The sequence below is a fragment of the Helicobacter acinonychis genome (genome assembly GCF_900461455.1).
In the GTDB taxonomy this organism is placed as follows: Bacteria; Campylobacterota; Campylobacteria; order Campylobacterales; family Helicobacteraceae; genus Helicobacter; species Helicobacter acinonychis.
Genome location: NZ_UGIA01000001.1, coordinates 186,220 through 211,187, shown reverse-complemented (window position 1 = coordinate 211,187; position 24,968 = coordinate 186,220). Strand labels below are relative to the sequence as shown.

The following is a 24,968-nucleotide window of genomic DNA, read 5'->3' as shown; positions in this document are numbered from 1 at the left end:
TTAAATTAAAAAGGACAGTCTGGTGAATTACTTTTTAAAAGCCCCCATTTTAGGATTTGAGCATATCAGCGGAGTGCGTTTGGAAAAAATTGACTCCCTCTTTAGCCGGTTAATGGGTCAAACAAATTCCCCCATGGCGTTGGATATGGTCTTAGTGAATCCTTATTGTTTGAGAGAATATAGTTTTGTGATACCCAAATACATAGAATTACTGCTAGAATTAGATTCTCATTCCAAAGTAGAGGTGTATTGCGTGGTCGTGTTACAAAAAAATTTAGAAGATTCCATGGTTAATTTCTTAGCCCCATTAGTGTTTAATTCCAAAAATGGCTTTGGTGCTCAAGTTGCGCTTTCTATGATGGATTATCCGGATTTTGGCTTTAGAGATCCTTTAAAAAGCTTTGTGATTAAAGAAAGAGAACGAGCTTAAGGTTTAAGCATGAAAGTCGCTCTTACAGGGGGAGGCACAGGCGGGCATCTCTCTATCGCTAAAGCCTTAGCCATAGAATTAGAAAAACAAGGCGTAGAGGCTATTTATTTGGGCTCAACTTACGGTCAGGATAAAGAATGGTTTGAAGATAGCCCCCTATTTAGCGAGTGCTATTTTTTCAACACGCAAGGCGTGGTCAATAAAAGCTTTTTTAAAAAAATAGGCTCTTTATTTTTGCAAGCTAAAGCGGCCTTAAAGGCCAAAGAAATTTTAAAAAAACACCAGATCACACACACCATTAGCGTGGGAGGTTTTAGTGCAGGGCCTGCAAGTTTTGCAAGCTTACTCAATAAAATACCCCTTTATATCCATGAGCAAAATGCGATCAAAGGCTCTCTCAATCGCTACCTTTCTCCTAAAGCTAAAGCCGTGTTTTCAAGCTATGCGTTTAAAGATAAGGGTAACCATATTGTAACCTCTTATCCTGTGCAAAATGTTTTTTTTGATCACGCTAGGACTCGAACAGAAATCAAACACATTTTATTTATAGGCGGTTCGCAAGGGGCAAAAGCCATCAATGAATTCGCGCTTTTTAACGCTCCTAAACTCACCAAACAAGGGATCGAAATCACGCATATTTGTGGCCCAAACTCTTATGAAAGAGTGCGCTTTTTTTACCAAGAATTAGGGCTTTTGGACAAGATAGCGCTATTTGCATTCCATAATAACATTATAGAAATCATGCAAAAAGCGGATTTGTGCGTGAGTAGAGCTGGGGCGAGCAGCGTGTGGGAATTGTGCGCCAATGGCTTACCCACGATTTTTATCCCCTACCCTTTCGCAAGCAATAACCACCAATACCACAATGTCTTAGAATTTGAGAAAGAAAACCTGTGCTATGTCGTGCCTCAAAACGAATTATTACCCAAAAAACTCTTTGAAGTGATTAGAAAACTCAACCAAAAAGACGAGCAAGGCCATAAAAACCTAACCATTATCAGCAATAAATTGCAACAAAAAATCGCAAAAGATGGTGCAAAAACCATCATTGAAAGGATCTTAAGTGCTTAAAACAACGCGTTTTAATCAATAATTAAGCGACTGATCACTAAACTTAAACGATTATAAGATAGAATTAGGACAACTCAAATTTTTTAAAAAGAAAAGGATAACCCCCTAAATGAAAAAATTCAATAAAAAATGGCTCATCTATTCTAGCCTATTCTTTCTCCTTAGCCCTTTAGTGGCAGAAGACGATGGGTTTTTTATAGGGGCGAGTTACCAAACTTCTTTAGCCATTCAAAATGTCAATAACCCAGGGCTTAACACTAGCCAAGCTGCATCCGCTTATATCCGCCAAAACGCCGTTATCTTAGACTCTGCAGCCGTGCCTTTAGCCTATTATTTAGAAGCGATGGGAAGGCAAGCTAAGGTTTTGATGCAAATGCTCTGCCCTAATCCTTCCGAACGCTGTTTGCTCTATGCAGGGGGTTATAAAAACGGAGGACAAAGTAATGGCGATTCAGGCAACAACCCTCCAAGGGGCAATGTCAATGCCACCTTTGATATGCAATCTCTAGTCAATAATTTAGACCAGCTCACCAAACTCATTGGCGAAACTTTGACCCTTAACCCCCAAAATACCCCTAACACCAAGACCGTCCAAGTCAAATTTGGCAATCAAAATGCCACTATCGCCTTGCCTGAAGGCATCGCCAATGTGATGGACGCTCTCAATAACGATATTACCAACGCCTTAACCACGCTTTGGTATAACCAAACCTTAACGAATCGATCTTTTAACAGCAATGGTTCTGTGAATTTTAGCCCCCAAGTGTTGCAACACCTTTTGCAAGACGGCTTAGCCACTGCAAAAAATGGCAACAACAGTGCTGATACCCCAACTGATCAAGCCAAAGCCATCGCCCAAAACGCCCAAAATATTTTCCAGGCTTTGATGCAAGCAACGATTTTAGGGGGTTTAGCGAATGAAGAGCAATTTGGCTTCACTTACAACAAAGCCCCTAATGGCAGCGATTCCCAACAAGGTTATCAACGCTTTAGCGGCCCAGGTTATTACACCCAAAACGGCAGCAACACCCAAGTGCCCCTAAAAGACTTGCCCGCTGGAGCCACAGTGGGCACAGGTAGTGGCCAATACACCTACCACCCCAGTTCAGCCACTTATTATCTAGCCAACAGCATCATCGCTAATGGCATCACCCCTTCTACGATTTTTTCAGGCATGCAAAATTTCGCCAACAAGACCGCTAACCTGACAGGCGCTTCAAGTTATAGCCAGATGCAGGAAGCAATCAATTATGGGGAAAGCCTGCTCAATAACACCATTCAATATGGGGATTTCATCACCAATTGGGTCGCCCCCTATTTGAATAACAAAAGTTTGAATTTCTTGCCTAATTATGGAGGGAAAGCGAATGGATCCAGTCAAACCCCACAAAGCACACAACAAACGCAAGAACAAATCGCCAACCAACTCAAACAAGCCTTGGCTGACCCCACAGGGGCTGAAATCAATAAAATCCTAGCAACCCCCTACTCTCCCCAAGCGAGGGCGTTAATGGGGTATGGGCTTTATCGCTCTCAAGAGATGATTGGTGGGGTTATCAATGAAATGCAAAACAAAGTGAATGAGGCGTATCAGGTGGGCTTTGCTAGGAATTTTTTAGCGTATAACACGAATTCTAACAACATGAATGGCGTTGGCGTGAAAATGGGCTACAAACAATTTTTTGGCAAAAAGCGTATGTTTGGGCTCAGGTATTATGGCTTTTATGATTTTGGTTACGCCCAATTTGGATCCGGATCTTCTGTCGTGAAAGCCATGCTCTCTAGCTATGGTGGGGGCACGGATTTGCTCTATAATGTTTTTACCAGAAAAAGAGGGCTTGAAGCGGTGGATATTGGCTTTTTTGCCGGCGTTCAGTTTGCAGGGCAAACCTGGAAAACGAATTTTTTAGACCAAGTGGATGGCGACCATCTCAAGCCCAAAGACACTTCCTTTCAAGTGCTTTTTGATCTAGGTATAAGGACAAATTTTTCTAAAATCCACCGCCAAAGGAAGTCTCGTTTTTCTCAAGGGGTGGAATTTGGCCTTAAAGTGCCGGTGCTCTATCACACTTATTACCAATCAGAGGGCGTAACCGCGAAGTATAAAAGGGTCTTTAGTTTCTATCTAGGCTATAACATAGGCTTTTAAACTAAACAATAAGGGAACAATATGATCAAAAAATTTAAAAAATTCATACCACTCTTTTTAGCCAGCTCCCTTTTAGCTGAAGACAATGGTTGGTATATGTCCGTAGGCTATCAAATCGGCGGCACGCAACAATTTGTCAATAACAAACAACTTTTAGAAAACCAAAACATCGTCAACAGCGTGACTCAAAGCGCGATCAGCATCGCTGGGCCTACTAACGGTCTTATCACTTTAAGCTCTCAAACCGTCGCTGACGCTTTGGGCTATGGCGTGAGCAACACCGTGGGCAACCAGCTAGAGGGCATCTCTAACATCTTAAACCAAATCGGCAAAAATAGGAAGGACTTTTTTTCCAGCCGCCAGATCTCTAGCATTTCCCAGCAACTCGTGGGGTTAAAAGGGAGCTCCAACCCCCTAAAAGCCCACTCTTCACAAATCACTGCAAAACTCCTTTCTACCACCCAGAGCGCGTTTAATCAAGGCGTGACGCTAAACTCCAATATCATCAGCTCTATCAATAGCCTTAACCCTAGCAATAACACTCAAGAGGTCAAAGCCCAGCTCCAAGACACCGCGCAATCCATGGCAGCGCTTTTGACACAGATTGAAAACAATATCACTAAAACCACGACCACCACTTACGCGTTTTCCTTGCTCACTAACTTAACCCAAGCCGTGAATGCATCCACGAATAACGCTTCTTATGTGAGCGCCTTAAAACAAGCCTTAAGCACTTTAGGGGTGGGGTATTTCCCCTCCACGACCGCAAACCGCGTGGTATTAAACCCGCTAGGGCAAACCGCCTACTACGCTCCTAACACGATTTTAGGCTCCACTTCTGCAAACATCAACAACCAAGCGCAATACAACGACACGCTTTTGATGAACACTATCAACGGGAACTTGACGGATAGTAATGACTCAGTCGGTTGCACCAGCCAAGTCTCATGCTTGCAGCAATTCATCCAGAATTTAAGCCCTATCGCCACCGCCCCCTCCTCAGCTAACCCGGCTAATGAGCAAGCTAAAACCCTTGCCCAAAGCCTTCAGGGCTTGGCGATGGATATTTTAGACAACAATGCGATCAATAACACCACTTACAACTTAAACAATTTGCACAACGCCCTGACTTTCCAAGCCTATCAAAGCTCCATAAATCAATACAACATCGTTTTAAAGCAAATCTCTTGGAATCAGTTCACTGATCCTAAAGACTTGCTCAAAAACACTTCCAATAACTACCAGATCGGCACCGTGACCAACGCGCAAGGGCAAAATATCAGCGCGTATGATTGCGCAAGCGCCACTTCTAGTGGGATTTCATGTTCAGCGGCAAGCTCCACAAGCAACAGCGATAATGCGGCAAGCAATTTCAATCATTCTTTAGTCGCCACTTCCCAAGTCCAAACCATCAATGGCAAGGAGCAAATCGGCGTGAATTCTTTCAACCTTGTCTCTCAAGTGTGGAGCGTTTATAACTCTTTACAAAATTCAGAAGCGCAATTAAGAAAGAACGCCGAAATATTGTGCAAAACGAATGGATCGCAATCCGGCACGCAACCATGCAATACCAACAACAATTCTTCTGGGGGTTTGAATCTCATTGGGAACTCCCAATTGCAAAACATTTTAAGCCCTAATGGGACTACCATGAATACCCCTAAAACCACACAAGCCGCGGTATCCGTCAATAATGAAGCGGCTAAAACTACCGCCACAAATAATAACAACAGCACCACCCCATCTAACACCGCGATAAGTGCACTCAACACCGTGTTGCAAAATGTGAATAGTTTCCAGCAAAACATCCAACAGACTTTTCAAAATCAACAAAGTAATATCCAAGCATGGGCGAACGCACTCTATCCTATCAATGGCACTCAAGGGGGGCAGTCCAGTAGCCAAAGTTCAAGTAATTGCAGTAATGGTAGCAATAACGATCTATGCATCCAATTAAGGGCGAATTTTTACCAGCTCATCAATACGATTAACCAACAAGTGCCTACGAGCATGGACGCTTTAATCGCTCAAAGCCAGCAGCAAAGCCAACAGCAGAATGGGAGTGCAAACACTAGTAACAATGCATGCGGTAATGGGAGTGGTGCAACAAATTGGTGCCTTCAGCAATGGTCAGACCCTAAAGCTTATTACAGCGGGTTGCAAAGTGCTTTAGGATACACGACAAGTGCAACAACCCAAAATGGGAGCGGGAGTGGGAGCGGGAACACTATCACCTACAATGTCCAACAAATCACGCTCACTAGCGATGGGTTGCTCTCTACCATTATCCAAAACCTTAAAAGCGTTAATGGCAATGGCGGTAATGGAGGTAGCAATGGGAATAATGGCAGTCAAATCAACACCGCCTATCAGATGCTCACAGACGCGAGTGAAGGGAAATTAGGGACTTATAGTAATAGCGGTGGCAGTGGAGGCGGTAGTGGTGGAAGCGGTGGTAGCAATAACGGCTATCAAACATGCACGAAAGGCACCAGTGGAGGAAATGGGAGCAATTGTTATGAACCCAACAAACAACAAAGCACCACGAGTGCAACCACCACCGCAGCCACCACCAGTAGCGATAACTTAAGCAAAGTCTATAACGACGCTAAAAAAATAGCCAACATTATCGCCAGTTCAGGGAATAACCAAGGCGTTGGAAACGGCTTAAAACAATTCTTTGACGCGCTAAAAAGCAGTAATGGCAGTCTCAATAATTTATGCCAAAATAGTAATCAAGGTGGCACCACTTCTAATTGCTCCGGTGGGCTTATCAACCTCTTAGGGGCAATCCCCACGAATGGGGTGAGCGATACGAATAATTTAGTCAATTTACTCACTGGATTCATTCAAACCGCTGGGTTTATCCAAAATAATAATAGCAGTAATGCTAGTAATCTCCAAGCCGCGTTTCAAGCCATCACGAGCGCTATTTCTCAAGGGTTTCAAGCCTTACAAAACGACATTAGCCCCAATACGATTTTAACTTTACTCCAAGCCATCACCTCTGACACCACCACGATCCAGGCGTTCTCTCAAACCTTGCGCCAGCTTTTAGGGGATCAAAGATTCTTTACGGTGGAGCAAAAGCTCATTACCGCGATGATTAATGCTAGAAACACGGTTCAAAATGCACAAAATCAGGCCAATAACTATGGCTCCCAACCCATTTTAAGCCAGTATGCACCCGCTGCAAGCACCCAGCATGGCATGAGCAATGGCTTGGGGGTTGGCATAGGCTATAAATACTTTTTCGGTAAGGCTAGGAAATTGGGCTTTAGGCATTATCTTTTCTTTGATTATGGTTATAGTCAGATCGGCGTGGCCAAAGAAAGCGTCAAGACCAATATCTTTGGGTATGGCATCGGCACGGATTTTTTGTGGAATTTGTTCAGGAGGACTTTCAACACGAAGGCGTTGAATTTTGGGATTTTTACCGGGGTCCAACTAGGGGGCACGACATGGCTTAGCTCTTTAAGGCAGCAAATCATTGACAATTGGGGGGATGCTAAAAATATCCAGCCGTCCAATTTTCAAGTGGCGTTTAATTTTGGATTCCGCACCAACTTTGCGGAGTTCAAGCGTTTTGTTAAGGGCTTTCACGATCGAGGGGTTTTGAGCCAAAAGAGCGTGGAATTTGGCGTGAAAGTGCCTTTCATCAATCAAGTGTATTTAAAAAGCGCTGGGGCTGATGTGAGTTACAGGAGGCTTTATACCTTTTATATCAATTACATCAAGGCGTTTTAAAAAAGGGCGTTCCATGGAGACTTTGCAATTGGTTGGCTATGGGAATATGGCTCAAGCGATTTTGGAAGGCTCGCATGAAATTCTGTCCAAACATTTTATTTTAGAAATCACCGGAAGAAACCCTGAAAAAATCGCCCCCTTTTTAAAAGAAAAAAACATTCAAGCTCAAATCGTGTCTTATCCAAACGCTATTGATATACACCAAAAATTCGTGTTTTTACTTTTTAAGCCTTATAACCTTAAAAGTTTTAACTATCAAGGTCAGGCTAAAAGCGTTTTGAGTGCTTTAGCTGGAGTGGGTTTTGAAGCCCTAAAGGGCGCGATTGATTCTTTGCATTATCTCAAATGCATGCCCAATATCGCAAGCAAGTTCGCCCTTTCTTCTACGGCGGTGTGCGAGAAATCGGTTGTGCCTTTAATAAGCCAAAAGGCTTTGAGCATCATTGAGAGCTTTGGGGGTTGCGTGCGAGTGGGTAGTGAAGAGCAGGTTGATTCTAGTGCCGCCACCAATGGGAGCGTGCTCGCTTTTTTAAGCTTAGTAGCGAGCAGTTTGAAAGACGCCGGCATTAGAGAGGGCTTGAATGCTAGAGATTCTTTAGAATTAGTGAAAATGAGTTTTAAGGGCTTTGCCAAGCTTTTAGAACAAGAGCGTCCTGAGATGATCACAGAGCAAATTTGCACCCCTAAAGGCGTAACGATTGAAGGCTTGAGCGTTTTAGAAAAAAGGGGGGTTAGGGGAGCATTTATGGAAGCTTGCCATGAAAGCGTGAAAAAAATGCGCCCCTAAAGAATTTTACACTCTTAAAAAAGAAGCGCGATGCATTTAGACAGAAAAAGTTTAGAAAAAGCCAAGCATTTAATCCAAAGCGGTCGTATTGACACCATAGAAGTAGGCACGATCAAGGGCTTGCAAGAAATCCATCGTTGTTTGTTTGAAGGGTTGTATGAATTTGTTGGGAAAATCAGGGATAAAAATATCTCTAGAGAGAATTTTAGATTCGCTAACTGCTTGTATTTGGATTTGATTTTACCCAGAATTGAGAGCATGCCGCAAAGCAATTTCAATCAAATCATAGAAAAATATGTGGAAATGAATATCGCCCACCCTTTTTTGGAGGGTAATGGCAGAGTCGCAAGGATATGGCTTGATTTGTTGCTTAAAAAGGAATTGAAAAAAATCGTGCTTTGGGATAGGATTGATAAAGCCACTTATTTGAGCGCTATGGAGAGGAGTCCTGTGAATGATTTGGAAATCAAAACGCTTTTAAAAAAGCGTTTGAGTTCTAATATCAACGATCCTATCGCTTTCATTAAAGGCATCACGCAGTCGTATTATTATGAAGGGCTTTAAACGGCTTTAAAAATGGGGTTTGTTTTATCAAATACGAATAAAAAATTTAAAATAAGTGTCAGCATTTGGGAACAAAAGCTAAAACTAATCTTGCACCCGTTCAATCAAACTCAAAGGCAAGTTAAAAGTCTTAATGAGTTCGCTCTCTTTTTGCCGTTGCTCGCCTTGGTCTTTTTCATGGTCATAGCCCAGTAAATGCAACATTCCATGGATGAATAATAGAGCGATCTCATTTTCTAAACTATGCCCTAATTTTAGGGCGTTTGTTTGAGCTAGTGACATGTTAATCACCACGCTCCCTAAAGGGGTGTGAGGGATCGCTTCTAAAGGGAAGCTTAAAACATCGGTGGCGTAATCGCAATTTCTTAAATTCCTGTTGATTTCTCGCATTTTTTCACCGCTCACTAAAACAAGTTCAACCATTTGAGTGGGGGCTAAAAGTCTTGCAATTTTTTCTAATAACAAAAAGTCTAGTTTAAGTGGGGTTTGGTTGTCTGTTTCTAGCATCAATCCAACATGTGCATAAAATATAAAAAAGAAGTTAAAAAGCCCTAAAATTTAGGGCTTAAAAGATTAAGCGAAAGAACCTTTAATTTCTTCTACCCATTTTGAAATTCTCCCGTCAGTCAAATCGTCTTGATTGTCTTCATCAATCACCAAACCGATAAATTTACCGCCTTCTACCGCTTTAGAAGCTTCAAAATTGTAACCATCAGTGGAAGTGTGCCCTACCACTTTCCCAGCTTTAGCTTTTTCATAAATGTGGAAAATACCTTCTGCAAAAGTTTCGCTGTAAGTGTCTTGATCGCCCAAGCCTACAAGCCCAATCACTTTATTAGCAAAATCGCTCGTATCCAATGCACCTAAAAAGTCTTCCCAATCTGTCTGTAAATCGCCAGCACCTGCTGTTGGAGCGACTAAAATAACATTTTTAAAGCCATTAAATTGCTCTTTAGAAGCTTTAGTGACATCAATCACTTCCGCATTACCAATAACGCCACTGATTTTTTCAGCGATAGCTTCAGCGTTTCCGCTGTCTGTCCCAAAAAAGATACCGATTTTTTCCATACTTCAATCCTTGTGTTAAAGATACTAACGCACCCGCTTTTTGCACGGATGCTTGTGGGCGTAGTTTAACATATTCCTTTTAAATTTCCGTTAAAATCTTGCTTAAAAACCTATTTTGCGTGAATATCGCGCTAATAAAAACCATATTAAAAGCAAAATGAGAACCAAACCAATAAGGAAAAACGAAGAATGTTGAGAAAATTCATCATAGAGCGTTTTCACCCAATCGCTCGCCTTAAAAGAAATGCCCCCCACAATCAGCGCCCATAAAAAACTAGACAAACCATTAAGCCATAAAAACTTCTTTAAAGGGTATTTGCTAAAGCCAATCGCCAAAGGCACAACGCTTTTAATCCCATACAAATACTTATTGACAAAAATCATAAATAACGCATAGCGTTTCACCCACACACTTGCTAAAGCAAGCTTTCTTCTGTGCTTGTGGAAATATTGCAAAAATCCTCTTTTTTGATAGCGGGCAAAAACAACAAGCCCCCCACTCCCTATTAGATTCCCTAAAAAAGCGACTAAAATCGTTATTTTTATATCTAAAGCGTGCGTGGTAGCGCTCAAAATAGAAGCGATGATAATGCCTACAAACCCACCCCCTAAAGAATACACAAATAAAATAAGATAACCCCACTCTTTAAAATTCTCTTGAAAATGCAATAACGCTTCTTGCATTCAAACCCTCTTTTTAGTTTTTATTTTCATGTTATCCAAACTTATTTAACCGAGTTAAAGCGGTTAGTGATTTAAACGCTATCTTTTAGTATAATAACAAGCTCATGCGATCCTAATTGTAAAGATGAAAGAGATGAATACAGAAATTTTAACCATCATGTTAGTTGTCTCAGTGCTTATGGGATTGATAGGCTTAATAGCGTTTTTATGGGGGGTTAAAAGCGGTCAATTTGACGATGAAAAACGCATGCTTGAAGGCGTGCTCTATGATAGCGCGAGCGATTTGAACGAAGCGATTTTGCAAGAAAAACGCCAAAAAAAATTAAAATAAAAGGATAGAAATGAACCAAGAAATTTTAGATGTATTGATTGTAGGCGCGGGGCCTGGAGGCATTGCCACGGCTATAGAATGCGAAATAGCCGGCATTAAAAAAACGCTTTTATGCGAAAAAACCGAAAGCCATTCAGGCATGATGGAAAAGTTTTACAAAGCCGGCAAGAGAGTGGATAAAGATTACAGAAAGCAAGTCGTAGAACTTAAGGGGCATATCCCTTTTAAAGACAGCTTTAAAGAAGAGACTTTGGAAAATTTCACCAAGCTTTTAAAAGAGCATCGCATCACGCCAAGCTATAGAACTGATATTGAAAGCGTGAAAAAAGAAGGCGATTTGTTTAAAATCACCACCACTTCTAATGCAACTTATCATGCTAAATTTGTGGTGGTTGCGATCGGGAAAATGGGTCAGCCAAACCGCCCTACTTATAAAATCCCTGTTACGCGCTCCAAACAAGTGGTTTTTAGCATCAATGATTGTAAGGAAAATGAAAAAACCCTTGTGATTGGGGGAGGTAATTCAGCGGTGGAGTACGCCATTGCCTTGTGCAAAACCACCCCCACCACCCTCAATTACCGCAAAAAAGAATTTAGCCGTATCAATGAAGACAACGCTAAAAACTTGCAAGAAGTTCTCGATAACAACACGCTTAAAAGCAAGCTTGGGGTGGATATTGAAAGCCTGGAAGAAGATGGCACTCAAATTAAAGTTAATTTCACTGATAACACGAGCGAGAGTTTTGATCGCTTGCTGTATGCAATCGGCGGATCCACCCCTTTAGAGTTTTTCAAACGCTGTTCTTTAGAGTTAGATCCTAGCACCAATATCCCTGTGGTGAAAGAAAATTTAGAGAGCAGCAATATCCCTAATTTATTCATCGTGGGCGATATTTTATTCAAATCAGGAGCGAGCATCGCTACTGCACTAAATCATGGCTATGATGTCGCTGCAGAAATCGCTAAAAGGTTGCGATCTTAAACTTTGTTTTATGGGTGATAAAAAAATGCTTTTAGCATTTTTTACAATCCAATAATAAAAGAGCTTGACGCCAGTCAAGTGATAGCTTTTAAAAGCGGTCTTGGGTTAGGGGGATATTAAGGGGGTTAAGGGGGAGAGTTATTTCAAAATACCCCCCCCCTATCCCCTTAAGAGAATGAGTTTTGTATAAAACTATAAAAATTTAAAACCCCACTTTAAAAAAATGAAACAAAGCTCTAGTTATTCCCATTTAATGGAAAACAGATCCATAAATAATCCATGCATCAAACGGCTTAGCCTTATACAAAAAGAAAAAGGGTATTAGAAGCGTAAGGGCAAAATGCATGGTGATAATACTCAAGGGCGAAAAGTAACGCAACTCCAAACTGCTTAAGGATAAAACTAGCACAGAGACCACACGCACACAGCTTGATGAAAGCGATGGAATATTGTTTTCAGAAACAAATTTGGAGAATTGATACCCCAAAGCTCATGCAAGTGAAAAACGCCACCATGAGCGCACACACCTCTATGAATAAATAAGGGATATTCGTAAGCAAGAAGGGGCTAACGCCCAGTAACACGGCAAGCAAACTCAAGGCGATTTTTTGGCTATAACTAGAGGCTTTTAAAAAATGAATGGGTATAGAAATCACTTGAAAAGCGGTATAAAGCATAAAAAGGTATTGCTCTTTGATGCCTTGATTTAAAAAATACGCTTGCCACATTTGAAAATGGCTCATAAAAAAGATAGGCGTGATCAAATGCCCCACTAACAAGATTTTGAGTCTGGAATTGATAGATATTATAATTTGTTATGATTATTTATACTAAAAAACGAGCTTTGAAAGGGTATATAACTTTTTTATAAGGTAAGTTTTTTGATAATTTGTTATAAATATTTGGAACCCAATAGCAAAAACAATAGGATTTATACTATGGCTTTTAAGCGTATTAAAATCAACCCACAAAATGCAGACTGCAGGGATATATATTTTGACAATAGCGATGACTTGTTTGGAGGTAAGGAGATAACAGAAGCGCTGACATGCATTAAAAGAGATTACAAATTCATACTAATGAGGAACAGTGGTTAATGCAAGTGGCGAAAGGATTGAGGTTAATAAGTCCTTCTCTTTCAATAAGAAAGTTGCATTTTTGCAAGCCATTAGAGAAGTCAGCAACAACAGAGATGGGTTTTTGCAAAAGCTAAAGAGGGACAGCATAAAGAGACGAAAACCAAAATCCCAACACTCAAGCAGGCGTGGGAAACATATATGGGTATGAAAAAGAACCAAGGCAAATACCATAGCATCTTATAATTTGTTTGTCAATAAGCGGGTATTGGGCGACAGCAAGCTTGCCAAAACCCCAATAACCCATATAGCTGCTGCTGACTTACAAAAGATAGTCAATCAAATGCTAGATGAGAGGATGAGCCCAAGAACTTCAAAATCCATAAAGGAAGCCTTAAGACCGATGTTTAAGCCCTATGTTCTAGATGGCGCTTTAAAATCAAACCCTGCCATACTGATACAAATTCCAAAGTTTGACAATCAAGTCAATGCAGGGTTAAGCGATGAGAAAATACAAGAGCTTTATGAAGCGCTTTATCATTATCCAACGCAACCATTTCGCAGTGTTTTTATATGGATCTCGCACGGCAGAAGACTCAATGAAGCGCTTAGTCTTGAGTGGCGAGATGTGAATTTGGAAGCTGGGACTTATAGCATAAGATACGAGAATAACAAGGTGCATAAACCGATGACTTATCAGCTGAGCGATGGACTTATAGAAGCGCTTGGAGAGCTAAAGCAAGAGAGCGCGTTTGTATTTCACGCCATTAAAGATACAAGTAAAAAACTGGATAAAAATACGGTTAGACTGCACTAAGAGAAGATTTAGATAGAGTTGGGATTAAGATTAGAATACACGATTTAAGGCATTTAATCGGTGGTATGCTGGTTTCAGAGAGTAAGACGCTAGAACAGATAGCCTCCATTTTAGGACACACTTCTACGAATGTTACGAAACGGTATTCTAAGGTTAGACAAGAAGTTGCTGCCAAGAGCTTAAAAGATTTCTTTAAAAGAGTTAAAAAATAAAAATTAATTTAAATATTTAAGTTAATTTTAACATGTTTCTTTTGTCAGAATTTGGCTCTCTTGTAAATTCAAAGGCTTGATTGCTTCAAGCTCTGTCTTTTGTCTGTTCTTGCTTTCTCTTAATTCTATTTCGCTTTGTAGATTGGTAAAAAGCTGTCAGACACGCCAACATCTGCTATGCTCGGTAATGGTATGCGTTTCATTAGTTACCTTTAAACAGCAATAGCTCTATCGTTCGGTCAAGAGCCGAACGGTAGAGGTTGTTTAGTTTTCTATAATTTCTAATTTTGGTAAGTTGTTTATTAAATCCACGCTACGAACGCTTACTTCAATAACTTTTAACATCAAATCCAAAATATAGCGTGGGTCTTCGCTGTATAGATTTGGGTCGTTTGTGATGCCGCTAGCATCATCTGTTTTGACTTGGTAGCGTTCCATTATCCAAGACAGGGCTGGTTTGCCATTGACTACATAATCATAGGCTTTAGCTGGTATGTTGGTTATGTTTATCTTTGTGTTGTAGATTATGGTGCTTGGTTTGTGGGCTATTTTCACGTTTTTTGCGAACTTCATTTTGCTTACTTTGTAATCGCTCTCTGCCAAGTATTCAGGCTCATCAAATAGTGCAGTCTGCTCTGTTTTAGATACTGTTGTGTTGTATTTTGCTGTGCTTTGTTTTATCTCTATTGTTTCATAATTAAGGTGTAAGCTAGCTAACTCTCTACCAGCTTTAGAAAAGCCCCAAAAGTCTTTACAAAACGGAATTCGTGGGAGCATTTTGGATAGATTGTTTTTAAATTTATTTACATATTCTTTGCTGTGAAAAAGCCCGTAAATGTAATAGAATATGTCCTCTTTTGTTATCTTGTCATCCTTGTATGCTTTTTGAAATTCTGCTAACGCCCAATCACGGATAGCATCTTTTCTTTCGTAGGTGTCTGTATTGCCATTGTCTAGTATTGAATTTGGGTCTGCTTTTTCGTAGTAGTAGAGTGGGAAGATTTGTGTTTGAGGAAATAAATGCAAATCGCTAATTTGATTTGCGATTAAAGCACCAAACTCTCCGCCACCTTTATCGTTTAAAGAAATGCTTAAATTACCTAAAATCTGCGAAGCAGAATCGGCGGACGCATCGCGGACGCTAGTATCAGCTGGATATATATTATCCAGCTGATACTGCATTTCGTTAAATGCAGTGTCATAGTAAAGCCAAGCTTTACTATATGGTCTATACAAACAAAGTCTTGCCTTATTAGCATCAAATTCAACTTTTTTATCTTTCTTGCAGTAGTTTAAAGCCTTTCTGCTCCACGATATTTTTTTAGGGTTCATATCTATATTATATGTTTTGTCTTTAGCATACCTTGCTCTTTCAATGTTATAAAAAGTTATACAAGATTGTATGTTTTTAAGTAAATTATCTTTAGAAAAATTATAAGCCCAAACATCTCTCGCTGTTACCACACCCATTGAAAATACTTTAAAAATATCTAATCCATCCTTGAATTTGGTATCTTTGTTTGCTATTTCTACATACCTCTCAAAGCTCTCATCTCTTGGATTTATCCAGTCGTTAAATCTGTTTGGTTCTAGCTTGGTAAAATTAACTCTTGATATATCTTTCCACTGATACAAATATCCTAGCTTTTGTTCTCTGCTTAGATAGTCGCCTATGTCGTAGTAGTAGATTTTTGCTTTATCGCCTTGCTTATGTTTATCATCTCTAATTAAGAGTGTTATAGCCACTGGAGTTCTTGAACCACCTCCAAAAATTTTGCCACCCTCTTGTCTGCTCTCTTCGCCTTGCGTTCTTTGGTTGCCACGCAAATTCAAAACATAAATGTGGCTAAACTCTTTTTCCAAACAAGCTCTCAATCCATCATCGCTATTGCCATCTATAAAGCTACCATTTGTTACATAGCCTATGATGCCTGTTTTTATTCTATCACTAGCCCAGCGTATGGCTAGTTTATAGGTATCGTAAAGCGACTTTTGATTTACTGCTTTACCGACTTGTGCGTATGTTTTCTTAATACGCCTAAACAACAATGGATATTCTATATTTTTATTGTTATCATTTGCTGAGTTTTGCCCTGCTGAATACGGCGGATTGCCTATGATAATGTCTATATCTGTATCCCTTTGTGCTTGGATGCCTTCTTTGTTCTCTTTAAAATACTCATATTCTATAAATGTGTCTTTAGTTTCTGATAGTTGAAATGTATCTGTTAAAAGAAGCTTTGGAGGCATAAGATAGCTTTCGCTATTTGCTTGTCCTAGCTGGTGATGATAGGCTGCTGCTATGTTTAGATTTGCTATATAGTAAGCTAAAAGCGTGATTTCGTTTGCGTGTAATTCATTCTTGTATTTATATTCTAAGTTGCCATTTAATAAGCCAGACTGAATAAGCCGAACGATAAAGGTGCCTGTGCCAGTAAAGCCATCTAGGATATTTACATTTTTATCTTTTAGCTCTTTACCAAAGTATTTTTTAAGAGCGTGATTAACAGAGTGGATAATAAAATCAACAACTTCTATTGGGGTATAGACTATGCCTAGTTTTTCGCTCTCTTTTTTAAAGGCTGAATTGAAGAAGTTGTCATAAAGGTTTTTGATAATCTCTTGTTTTTCTTTGTCGCTCTTTGCATATTCTGCGTTTTCGCCTATGCTTTTGTATAGCGATGATAAGGAAGTGGTTTCATCTGATAATGCACATTTTTGGAGTTTTTCATAGACTTTTTCCATTGATTTGGATACTGCGTTTTTGATTTTAAACTCACCATCTGGAAATATGGCTTCAAATATCGGTCTGGTTATGATGTGCTGGACTAACATTGCGGTTGCATCTTGCTCTTTAATACTAGCGTTTATATTTGTTCGCAAGGCTTGTAAGAATTTGGCAAATTCTTTTTGGATACTCGCTTCGCTTTTAAGCAGCTCTTTTATTCTGTTCTCTAATGCTGGGACTATTTTTGCGACATTTTTAGCAAAGCTTTTCCAGTATTCTCTATCGCCTAGCTTATTTGGGATAATGGCATACATTGATTTGGCTAGGTCTTCTAGGTATATGGCTGTAAATAAATCCTCTTGGGTGTATTCTTTTGGCTTATTTGGGTCTGCTTTTTGGTCTAGCATATCTGCTTCTATGCCATCTGTGCTGTTGTGTGTTTGGCTTCGCTCTGAAGTGATGATATCTGTAACTACATTTAGTTTGATTTTCTTAACAAATTCAACTTCGCTCACAAGTGAACTGTCGTGGCTTCTAATAGCCTTTAATACTTTCCAAACTAGCTTAAATTTATCACTATCTAGGATTTTGTCATACTCTGCTTCTTTTTTGTTCTCTAGCATAATAGGAAGTATGATATAGCCATAATCCTTGCCCTCTGCCTTTCTCATTACGCGTCCAACTGCTTGGACTATATCTACCATACTATCTCTTGCATCGAAAAACACAACCGCATCAAGAGCTGGGACATCAACGCCTTCTGTTAAGCATCTAGCATTGCTTAGAATTCTAATTTGCTGGTCTTTGTCTTTTAGCCAAGCTAGTTTTTGGTTTTTAATAGTTTGGTTCATAGTGCCGTCAATGTGGTCTACATCTATGGACTGGGTTTCGTTTTTGACTAGGTCATTGTATAAATCTATAGCTGGTTTAAATACGCTCTGCCTTGTTTGTGAAGCCTTTATGCTATTGTTAAAGGCAATGGCTCTTCGCATAATCTTAGTCGTGTCTTCGCTTAGTTGTTCTTTGTTACCTTGTGAGTCGATAGTATAGACATCGTTTTTCATTATGCTTTTATATGTGGCTATGACTTTACCGATTAGCTCCACATCTATGGGCACTTCTTTGCCATTAATGTGCAAATTTACATAACCCTCTTTTTTAGCCTTTGAGAGTTGGTTTGTAACAGCGACTACTTCATCTTGGTTAATTATGGTAATTAAGACCTTGTATTCAGTAAGCAGACCAAGAGCTAAAGCCTTAGCAAAGTCAAGCTGATAGGCTGTGCTACCAAATATGCTTTCATCATCCATTGAGTAAAGCTCTACTTCAACATCTTTTTTAGCCTTGCTCTTTGCATTATCGCTAAATATCTTTGGAGTAGCACTCATATACAAGCGTTTATTTGCTTTTATATTATCGTTGCTATGGACTTTTTGGAATACGCTCTCTAGCTTAGCTTGCGCTTCATCTTTTGGAGTGATTTTAAATCCAGCTGTTCTGTGCGCTTCATCGCAGACTATAAGGCTAAAGTCCTTATTAAGTAGCCTTTGGGCTTCTATAACTACATCTATGCTTTGATAGGTGCTAAAGATAATTACTCGCTCGTTTTTGTCTAAGTCCGTTCGGATAAACTCTTTTAGTCTAATTGGGTTGGTAGTAGGAGCTATGGGTAGCTCGTAAGCTTTAATGTCCTCATTATCGTTTGAACCAACCTTAGCATCGCTACAAACCACAAAGCCTCTGAATTTGAGTTCGCTTTGCTCGAAACTCTCTTTTAAAGTCTGAGCTACAAGAGCAATACTGGGAGCAAAGAACACAGCGGCTTCGCCTTTTTTTAGCATCTTATCAAATAGTCTGATTGAGGCTAGAGTTTTACCTGTCCCACAAGCCATAACCAACTTTGTTCTGTCTGCTATTTTAAACTGCTTTGTAATGGCTTCTATGGCTTCTATTTGGTGTTGCCTTAATTGCTTTTTTGGAGAAAAAGAAATCTCTTGTTCTCTTTCAAACCTACCCCAGTCAATATTAGCTTCTGCTATTTGGATATAGTCAATTCTAATTGTAGGTTTTTCTTGGTTACTTAAGGCATTTTGTGCTGTGTCTGTTAAATCTTTGGCAGTGTCAATTAGTATAAGCTCTGCAAATGATACTTTGTCTTTGTCTGTATCAAAGCTTCTATTAGCAGAGGCTATAAAGGTTGAAATGCGGTTTAAATCAAGCTTAGTTTCTTCATCGTAGCATTTGCATTGCACGGCTATATATTTACCACTATTTGTTTTAGCTACTATATCAATACCACAATCACTTTCTTTAAAGCCCCAATCACTCCATAAATCCACTCTCTCAAAGTTATTAAATCTATCCCAAGCCCTCAACAACTTAACACAAAACACTTCAAAACTAGCGCCTTTATCTCGCTCTGATTTTCTGGTCTTGCCAAGCTCTCTAAACTGGCGTAACAAATCTTCAAAAGTGGTATTCATAGGTAGCCTTAAGAATAGATATCTTTGTTTAAGTTATTCTAGCATTTGTTAAATTTATATCAGTTTAAATCGGCTTATTTTACCTTAAACTGTATTGGTGTAATTTTGCTTCCAATATCTATTGTAGTGTTTATGTTTTGTATTTTCTGGGTCTACCTTTGTTGCTTTGTTTTAGCATTAATCCACGCCTTAAAGCTCTTATACTCTTGCCATCTGGTACTTGTATGTTCTGTTCGCCTCTACCTCTACATAGATAAGATAACCCATTATCCTTTAAAATCTTAATCCTTTTTGTGTTGTTGTATTTAATCCTGCCTAAACCATTTTTCTTATACTTATTCCTATTGCATTGCAGTTGTAACCTTAAGGCTAGCCCATCACAGCTAACAGAAACCTTAAATCCCTCACAAACCCCATAAATAAGGGCTTTAGAAGCTATTGCCCAATCCAACTGAAAAATGGAAATAGCCACCTATAGTATAAATAGAATGCCCACCGGAAAGGGGTTTTCAAGACTCTAGAAAGAGTGCCATGGACTGACACAACTGCTCTCATGATAATGGCGCAAGCGCATTAGAAGCCCAAGCGTAGAACCATTTGAACGAAACGGATTGTTACCCAATCCTTATTAGGAGTGGTTTAGAGCTAGAGGATGCCCTACTAGAGAGCAAGCCATGAGCTTATGAGTTAGCCTTGCGCACCTGTGTAATGCTTTGCCCCCCTAAGCCATAGTTGTCTGTATCGATCTCTTCGATGATTACCACAGTAGAAGCCTTGTTTTTGTGGAGGACTTTGACTAACACCTCTGTAACCCCAGCAATCAATTCTTCTTTTTGCTCTTTAGTGGGACCATTTTCTTTGGTGATTTTAATATTGACAAAAGGCATGGATTCTCCTCATTGACTAAATTTTAGTAAAACATTATAACATTTTATTGAAAAGTATAACATTTGTCTTGTTGACACAGCCTAGTACCTAGTGTTGGATAGGCTAGGGGTTTGGTCATTGACTTGATTAAGTCAGGTTGAAGGTACATCATGTTGGCATTGTAGGTTTTGGGGCTAGGGGTTTGAGTGTTTTGTTGAATTTGGTTTTGGTTAAAGACATGTCCTTTGTTGCTGGTTGAAGTTTGTCTGTGTTGAATTAAACTGCTGTGAATTTGGCTGTTGCACTGCATTCAAGTTCTGCTGTTGATTAGCTCTTGAATTTGACTTCGCCCTACATTTATTATAAAGCGAATTACCAAACTGATTACCAAAGGTTCTTAGACTGCGCTTTAGAGCGTCTGCTACTGTTTCTTTGGCTGCGTTCTCGTGTGCGTCGGCTAGGTTTCTTGCTACGCTAGTACCAAACCCTATGTCTTGCCTCGTTATACTCACATTGCGATTTGGGCTAAAGACTTGCACTTTAACAATAGTCTTGTAGTGCAATACTGCGTTTTGGTTTTCGTTTCTCTCTTGTGAAACTGGCTCAAGGGCGCTAATTTCATAACCCCAACTCCCAAATCCAAATATTTGGTTAGCTGCTTCTATAATGTCAAAGCCTTCAAGGTAGGATAGCGTAATGCCTGCCTTTTCTCTTGATTTGATGCGTTCTTGGTTTAGTAGTTTTAGTTGTTTTTCGTTAAATATCTTCTCTCCTTAAATGGCTTCTAAAAGCTCGCCTGCTGTTTCAAGCTCTAACTCAAATTCACTTGCGCTTTGGTCTTGATTTAGGTATGAATTTGGCTTTGTGCTTACACTGCTTAAACTTGCACTTCTCTTTTGATTTACCTTTACCTTGGCTGGTGTGGTTGTGGTGGTGCTTGTAAGAGTGGCGAATTTGCTTGTTTCTTTGTCGCCCTTTAAAAGCACACTCTCTACTGCTTCTGTATCTACGCTGAATTTGACATGGCCAAGTCTAAGCAACTCATTTTCATCTTTTATCTCTACGCTTGTTTTGGTTTTGGTGTTTGGCTTTGTGAGTGTGAGAGATGATGTTACCATCAATTCTGTCTATGCCGTTCTCGTTAAAGACTTCAGCTTAGTTTAGCTCTTGTTTGTAGGATTGAAGTTTGGCTATGTATTCAGCCAGGCTGTCTATTTTGCTTTGTATTTCGGTAAGGGATAAGCCTACATAGTCGCACTTTCTAAAGCAACTGGTATTTGGGTCTTGGAGCAAGTCTTTTTAGGTATTCTTTAAAGAATACTGTTGGCTTGTCCTTGCTTAGCCTTTCTATGTCGTTTTGCAGTTTGTAATTTAGTAGTTCCATTTGTTATCCTTATGTTGCTATTTTAGTCTGTGTTGCTTTGATTTTGGCTATGCTATCTGCTAAGCTTCATAGCCCTTTGTTGATTTGCGCATCTGTTGAGATGGACTTTATCTCTTTACTTGTGAAGTTTCTGCCTGTTTGGGTATTTACCCCACTGATGTTACCACGAATCAAATGCTCTTGTATGGTGTTAAATGTGGTGTAAAGGTCATCCTTTTCATCCTCGCTTCGGTGTGGGATAAGCAAATCATCGTGTTTGATTTTTAGATGTGGTTCAAATATTAGACTGCTAGCTGGCGAAGCTTATCTTGTCTTGCTCTGTGAGAGTGATTTGGCTAAAGGTTGAGATTTTATCCATTATTTTATCTTTAGCTTGGACTATGCTAGGAATGGCTACCGCGACACCGTTTGCTTTTTCGCCTATGTGTTTGATTTGGTAGCTCTCAAATACTTCATCAGCTACTACTAAGCCATTAGCGCATACAAAGCGAAATACGCCTGCACTTATAGTAAAGCATTTGCTTCTGTCGTGGGAATTGAAAAGCAAAAGTTCTACGCAGTTTTCACTTGGGCGTAAGAAGTCATCAAGGTAGCGAAATCTGACATAGTGCTGTTGATAACCCTCTTTGTCTTCGTTACGGACACTTGCTTCGCTCACGGCGACTGGATACCAAGCGTGAAAGCGAATTTCCTCTATAATGTCAATGGTGGATATGAAGTGGTATTTATCACTGGCTTCATAGTATGGCTCTGCTGTAAAGAGCGAAGGGGCTAGTCGTTTTAGCTCGTTGTTGCTTAGTGGTTGGGTTGAGAATTTCATTGTTTGTCCTCCATTGCGTCTTGTAGTATTTGTAGGGCTACTATGGCTATGGTGATTATGGTTGTTGCTTGCATTGTTTCTCCTTGTGAATTTGAGATGGGTTGAATGGACTACTCCAAAAACTGGGGTGGATTGTGGTTGGCTCTCTTTTGGGATAAGGCTAGAACTCGTGACGATTGCGTTTGCACCTTAGTCTAAAGAGTGTTTTAAACCACGATGACTTGCGGTAGTAAAAGTAGTTTCTTACCATTTGGCTCCTTGGGGTGAATTTGGGGTTGGTTTAAAGTATAATGAGTTTTTGGTTTGTAAATAACTGGAGCGTATCTTGTAGATGTCTTTGCTTTGAATTTAGGTTTGTATCATGTGGGTTAAAATCTATCTAAGTGTAGTGTTTGTTCTTACCGCTCTATTGTTTATGCTATTTGTATTTGGATTATTTGCTTTTGTAATTTAACTTTGCTTGTTATCTTCTAGCAGACAAGGTATTTTCTTTTAGGAAAGCTATAAGTACCTGTCGGCTGATGAAATTCTTTTTGCCCATTTTGACTACCTCAATCTCTCTGTGAAAAATGAGCTTCCTTAACATATCAGATTTGATTAATCCTATCTCCCCAATATCCTTAATGCTAAAGAGTGAACCTTTAGGCAAAAGCTGTTCGTAGTTTGTGTAAATTTCCATTGCGAAATCCTTTCGAGTTTTCTTCTCAATGGATATACATTTGGTAAAAAAAAGTAAAACCAAATACGCAGCAATATTTAGTTATATGTATAAATTGTATTTACTTTTATAATATAAAATTAAATAGCAAATTCTTTTTGTATTACTTGTGAATAGGCATAAAAATATCGCGATAAATTGCGAGAATAAAACAAAATAATACTTTTTGTAAAGATAAACAACAAATGGCTCAATATACCTAGAAATAATAGGCGGTTTAAGCATACCTAATATAATGTTTATTATCGTGTTTTTTGTTGTTTATTATTAAAAATAATAGATAGATTACTTGGCTGCAATTTTATTTAAAAAAACAATAATAAACCCAATAATGAACACAATATATATTAAATATTTTTATATTAAAATATAAATATTAATTTAACAATAAATTTACAAAAAAGTAAGATTAAAATCAGGAAGTTTTTAAGAATAGTCTTGTTAAAAGTTAGTTTTTTTGGTATCTCTAATAATGAGTAAAGAATTTTATTATAAATATAGTATTATTATTTAAGTACATATTATATAAATATTTTTATAGGGTTTTATATTTTGATACATAAGCGCGTTATTAAGGCAACAAGATTAACGATGCTTTAATAGTGCGCTTATTGTTTTGGGGAATTAAGGCTTAATGGAAGTTCTCAAAACAGAAATATTGCACTCCTTTGGGAGAATTACTTTCTGGTATCTTTGGCGTTAGCTCTCTCAATAGCCCATATAATTTTACAACACTAGCATTAAATCCATACTCATAATTAAATAAAACTCTTAAGTGTTGATTTCATATTTTTTTGTATCTGTTATATACTGTATCTAAATCTCCTAAAGCCTGATTGGTCGCTTTTCCAGTTTGAATTAAAGCGTGCCTCACATCCTTCGTAATATTTTTGTTCGATATAATCTTGTGATGAAATTCAGCGGCACACTCTTTTAAATTCGGTTCTCTACTTGTATCCATATCTTTTAAATAAGATAAAGATATATTGGAATTATAGTATTTTAAAATTGTAGAAAAACCTATTAAATCATTAGCCAAATAATCATTCAGATTATCACAAACATACCCATCCGCTAAGTGTATTTTATCTATATCATCTTCTATTTTAAATACAGAATCCTCAACATCTTGTAATTCATAAGGCAGATATTGACTGTTGACCGTTATCACCGTACCTAATTATATTGCTGTCTTTTTTAAGCACAATATCTTGTAAAATGTCTTTTTTATCTATCATATTCTGAATTGAAATGTTATCCAGATTGTAAAAAATTTTATTGGTAATTACTTTTTTTGTATCTCTGCTAGACAGATTTGCTACCATCAATCATAAGGCAATACTCATTCCTAAACAAAGGCTTTATAATATTATTAAAAAATAATTCTTTGCCAGACTTTTTACTGCCAACAAGAATTAATACACTATTAAGTAGCTTTGAATCTACTTCTTATAACTTGCTTGCCTCTAACATTAAAAATCTCTTTAGTAACCATAGGTAAAGTATCTAAAGCTGTGTAAGTGTGTGGCATATGAATATATCTAGGATTTGCATAATTTCTTTGTGCAGACATCTCTTTTATTTGGTGCTTATATTGTTTTAATGTTGTTTTAAAAATCTCTGTACCTGTTTTAGATAGGGCATTTAATACTGTTTCTATATTTTGCCAGAAAGCACAATCTTTGATTCGATTTTGTTGTTGTGGATTATTGCTCCGGCTTGCATCAATCCAAAAGTAATGACCTGTTTTTGCCAATTCCCTAAAAGTATTACTTTCATTATATTGTGATGTGTTGCCAACATATAAATCATCAATGTTGCTATGTTTAAATTGTATTGGATGTTCTGTAGATAGTATTTGTCCACCTTTAGGATTATTATTTATAGTTAAAATTCTATAATCCATAAGGTCTTTAATATCTTTGTTATCGTAAAATTCTTCATTTTGATTATAAGTTTTGTCAAGTTACTCTTGTAGTGCGTATTTATGATTAGCTTCGCCTTTTTGAAGCCAAGGGTCAAGTTTATGGTTAGAATTATACATAGCATT

22 protein-coding genes and 1 pseudogene are annotated in these 24,968 nt (G+C 38.6%); 10 read left to right on the top strand and 13 right to left on the bottom strand.

The features are described from left to right. Positions 1-22: 22 nt before the first annotated feature. The 6 genes from fliW (at position 23) to fic (ending at position 8,748) form a co-directional block, all read left to right on the top strand. The gene (gene fliW / locus DYI00_RS00930; RefSeq protein WP_011578150.1) at positions 23-430 is read left to right on the top strand and encodes a flagellar assembly protein FliW; all 408 of its coding nucleotides are present in this window, start codon (positions 23-25) and stop codon (positions 428-430) included. A gap of 9 nt (positions 431-439) precedes the next feature. Continuing rightward, positions 440-1,501, top strand: a complete 1,062-nt coding sequence (gene murG / locus DYI00_RS00925) for an undecaprenyldiphospho-muramoylpentapeptide beta-N-acetylglucosaminyltransferase (protein WP_104709189.1) — start codon at positions 440-442, stop codon at positions 1,499-1,501. A gap of 109 nt (positions 1,502-1,610) precedes the next feature. After that, the gene (locus DYI00_RS00920) at positions 1,611-3,650 is read left to right on the top strand and encodes an outer membrane protein (RefSeq protein WP_011578152.1); all 2,040 of its coding nucleotides are present in this window, start codon (positions 1,611-1,613) and stop codon (positions 3,648-3,650) included. A 21-nt stretch (positions 3,651-3,671) separates the two neighbouring features. Continuing rightward, positions 3,672-7,397 carry an outer membrane protein gene (locus DYI00_RS00915; RefSeq protein WP_104709190.1) on the top strand — a complete coding sequence of 1,242 codons (3,726 nt, stop codon included), beginning with the start codon at positions 3,672-3,674 and terminating at the stop codon, positions 7,395-7,397. Between the two features lie 13 nt (positions 7,398-7,410). Continuing rightward, positions 7,411-8,184: a pyrroline-5-carboxylate reductase gene (proC, locus tag DYI00_RS00910; protein ID WP_011578154.1), complete on the top strand. Its 774-nt coding sequence runs from the start codon at positions 7,411-7,413 to the stop codon at positions 8,182-8,184. A 30-nt stretch (positions 8,185-8,214) separates the two neighbouring features. After that, the gene (fic, locus tag DYI00_RS00905; protein WP_011578155.1) at positions 8,215-8,748 is read left to right on the top strand and encodes a protein adenylyltransferase Fic; all 534 of its coding nucleotides are present in this window, start codon (positions 8,215-8,217) and stop codon (positions 8,746-8,748) included. Between the two features lie 84 nt (positions 8,749-8,832). Here fic and ybeY read toward each other — a convergent pair whose 3' ends face one another. From ybeY to DYI00_RS00890, 3 genes are all read right to left on the bottom strand, one after another. Continuing rightward, positions 8,833-9,255: an rRNA maturation RNase YbeY gene (gene ybeY, locus DYI00_RS00900; protein WP_011578156.1), complete on the bottom strand. Its 423-nt coding sequence runs from the start codon at positions 9,253-9,255 to the stop codon at positions 8,833-8,835. A 66-nt stretch (positions 9,256-9,321) separates the two neighbouring features. Further along, a complete protein-coding gene (locus tag DYI00_RS00895; RefSeq protein ID WP_011578157.1) occupies positions 9,322-9,816 on the bottom strand; it encodes a flavodoxin in 495 nt (164 codons plus the stop codon). Positions 9,817-9,918: 102 nt separating this feature from the next. Beyond that, on the bottom strand, positions 9,919-10,500 hold the full coding sequence (locus DYI00_RS00890; protein ID WP_011578158.1) for a DedA family protein: 582 nt from the start codon (positions 10,498-10,500) through the stop codon (positions 9,919-9,921). Between the two features lie 133 nt (positions 10,501-10,633). Here DYI00_RS00890 and ccoS point away from each other — a divergent pair, with 133 nt between their 5' ends. Continuing rightward, the gene (gene ccoS, locus DYI00_RS00885; RefSeq protein WP_011578159.1) at positions 10,634-10,831 is read left to right on the top strand and encodes a cbb3-type cytochrome oxidase assembly protein CcoS; all 198 of its coding nucleotides are present in this window, start codon (positions 10,634-10,636) and stop codon (positions 10,829-10,831) included. Positions 10,832-10,841: 10 nt separating this feature from the next. Continuing rightward, complete coding sequence (locus tag DYI00_RS00880) at positions 10,842-11,813, top strand: NAD(P)-binding domain-containing protein (RefSeq protein WP_011578160.1); 972 nt, start codon at positions 10,842-10,844, stop codon at positions 11,811-11,813. A gap of 250 nt (positions 11,814-12,063) precedes the next feature. Here DYI00_RS00880 and DYI00_RS00875 read toward each other — a convergent pair. Continuing rightward, a pseudogene (locus tag DYI00_RS00875) lies at positions 12,064-12,610 on the bottom strand (MFS transporter); the annotation flags it as partial. Between the two features lie 682 nt (positions 12,611-13,292). Here DYI00_RS00875 and DYI00_RS08225 point away from each other — a divergent pair. Both DYI00_RS08225 and DYI00_RS08220 read left to right on the top strand, forming a co-directional pair. Further along, entirely contained in the window at positions 13,293-13,706 is a 414-nt protein-coding gene (locus DYI00_RS08225; protein WP_256594177.1) for a site-specific integrase, read from the top strand. A gap of 23 nt (positions 13,707-13,729) precedes the next feature. Continuing rightward, positions 13,730-13,918 carry a hypothetical protein gene (locus DYI00_RS08220; RefSeq protein WP_256594189.1) on the top strand — a complete coding sequence of 63 codons (189 nt, stop codon included), beginning with the start codon at positions 13,730-13,732 and terminating at the stop codon, positions 13,916-13,918. A gap of 264 nt (positions 13,919-14,182) precedes the next feature. On the opposite strand, the gene DYI00_RS00865 is transcribed toward DYI00_RS08220, so the two are convergent. From DYI00_RS00865 to DYI00_RS00825, 9 genes are all read right to left on the bottom strand, one after another. Continuing rightward, entirely contained in the window at positions 14,183-19,129 is a 4,947-nt protein-coding gene (locus DYI00_RS00865; RefSeq protein WP_104709191.1) for a type ISP restriction/modification enzyme, read from the bottom strand. Positions 19,130-19,809: 680 nt separating this feature from the next. Next, the gene (locus tag DYI00_RS00855) at positions 19,810-20,016 is read right to left on the bottom strand and encodes a 2-hydroxymuconate tautomerase family protein (RefSeq protein WP_011578166.1); all 207 of its coding nucleotides are present in this window, start codon (positions 20,014-20,016) and stop codon (positions 19,810-19,812) included. A 210-nt stretch (positions 20,017-20,226) separates the two neighbouring features. Then, entirely contained in the window at positions 20,227-20,760 is a 534-nt protein-coding gene (locus DYI00_RS00850) for a Rad52/Rad22 family DNA repair protein (protein WP_104709192.1), read from the bottom strand. 9 nt (positions 20,761-20,769) lie between these two features. After that, positions 20,770-21,114: a hypothetical protein gene (locus DYI00_RS08120; RefSeq protein WP_065419576.1), complete on the bottom strand. Its 345-nt coding sequence runs from the start codon at positions 21,112-21,114 to the stop codon at positions 20,770-20,772. Positions 21,115-21,257: 143 nt separating this feature from the next. Continuing rightward, positions 21,258-21,380 carry a hypothetical protein gene (locus tag DYI00_RS08215; RefSeq protein WP_256594176.1) on the bottom strand — a complete coding sequence of 41 codons (123 nt, stop codon included), beginning with the start codon at positions 21,378-21,380 and terminating at the stop codon, positions 21,258-21,260. A 289-nt stretch (positions 21,381-21,669) separates the two neighbouring features. Beyond that, complete coding sequence (locus tag DYI00_RS00840) at positions 21,670-22,200, bottom strand: DUF932 domain-containing protein (RefSeq protein WP_011578169.1); 531 nt, start codon at positions 22,198-22,200, stop codon at positions 21,670-21,672. A gap of 463 nt (positions 22,201-22,663) precedes the next feature. Next, positions 22,664-22,879, bottom strand: coding sequence for a hypothetical protein (locus DYI00_RS00835; RefSeq protein WP_041600219.1), 216 nt, complete (start codon positions 22,877-22,879; stop codon positions 22,664-22,666). An 823-nt stretch (positions 22,880-23,702) separates the two neighbouring features. Then, positions 23,703-24,089, bottom strand: coding sequence for a hypothetical protein (locus tag DYI00_RS00830; protein WP_011578170.1), 387 nt, complete (start codon positions 24,087-24,089; stop codon positions 23,703-23,705). A gap of 255 nt (positions 24,090-24,344) precedes the next feature. After that, on the bottom strand, positions 24,345-24,824 hold the full coding sequence (locus DYI00_RS00825) for a hypothetical protein (RefSeq protein ID WP_104687649.1): 480 nt from the start codon (positions 24,822-24,824) through the stop codon (positions 24,345-24,347). Positions 24,825-24,968 lie beyond the last annotated feature (144 nt).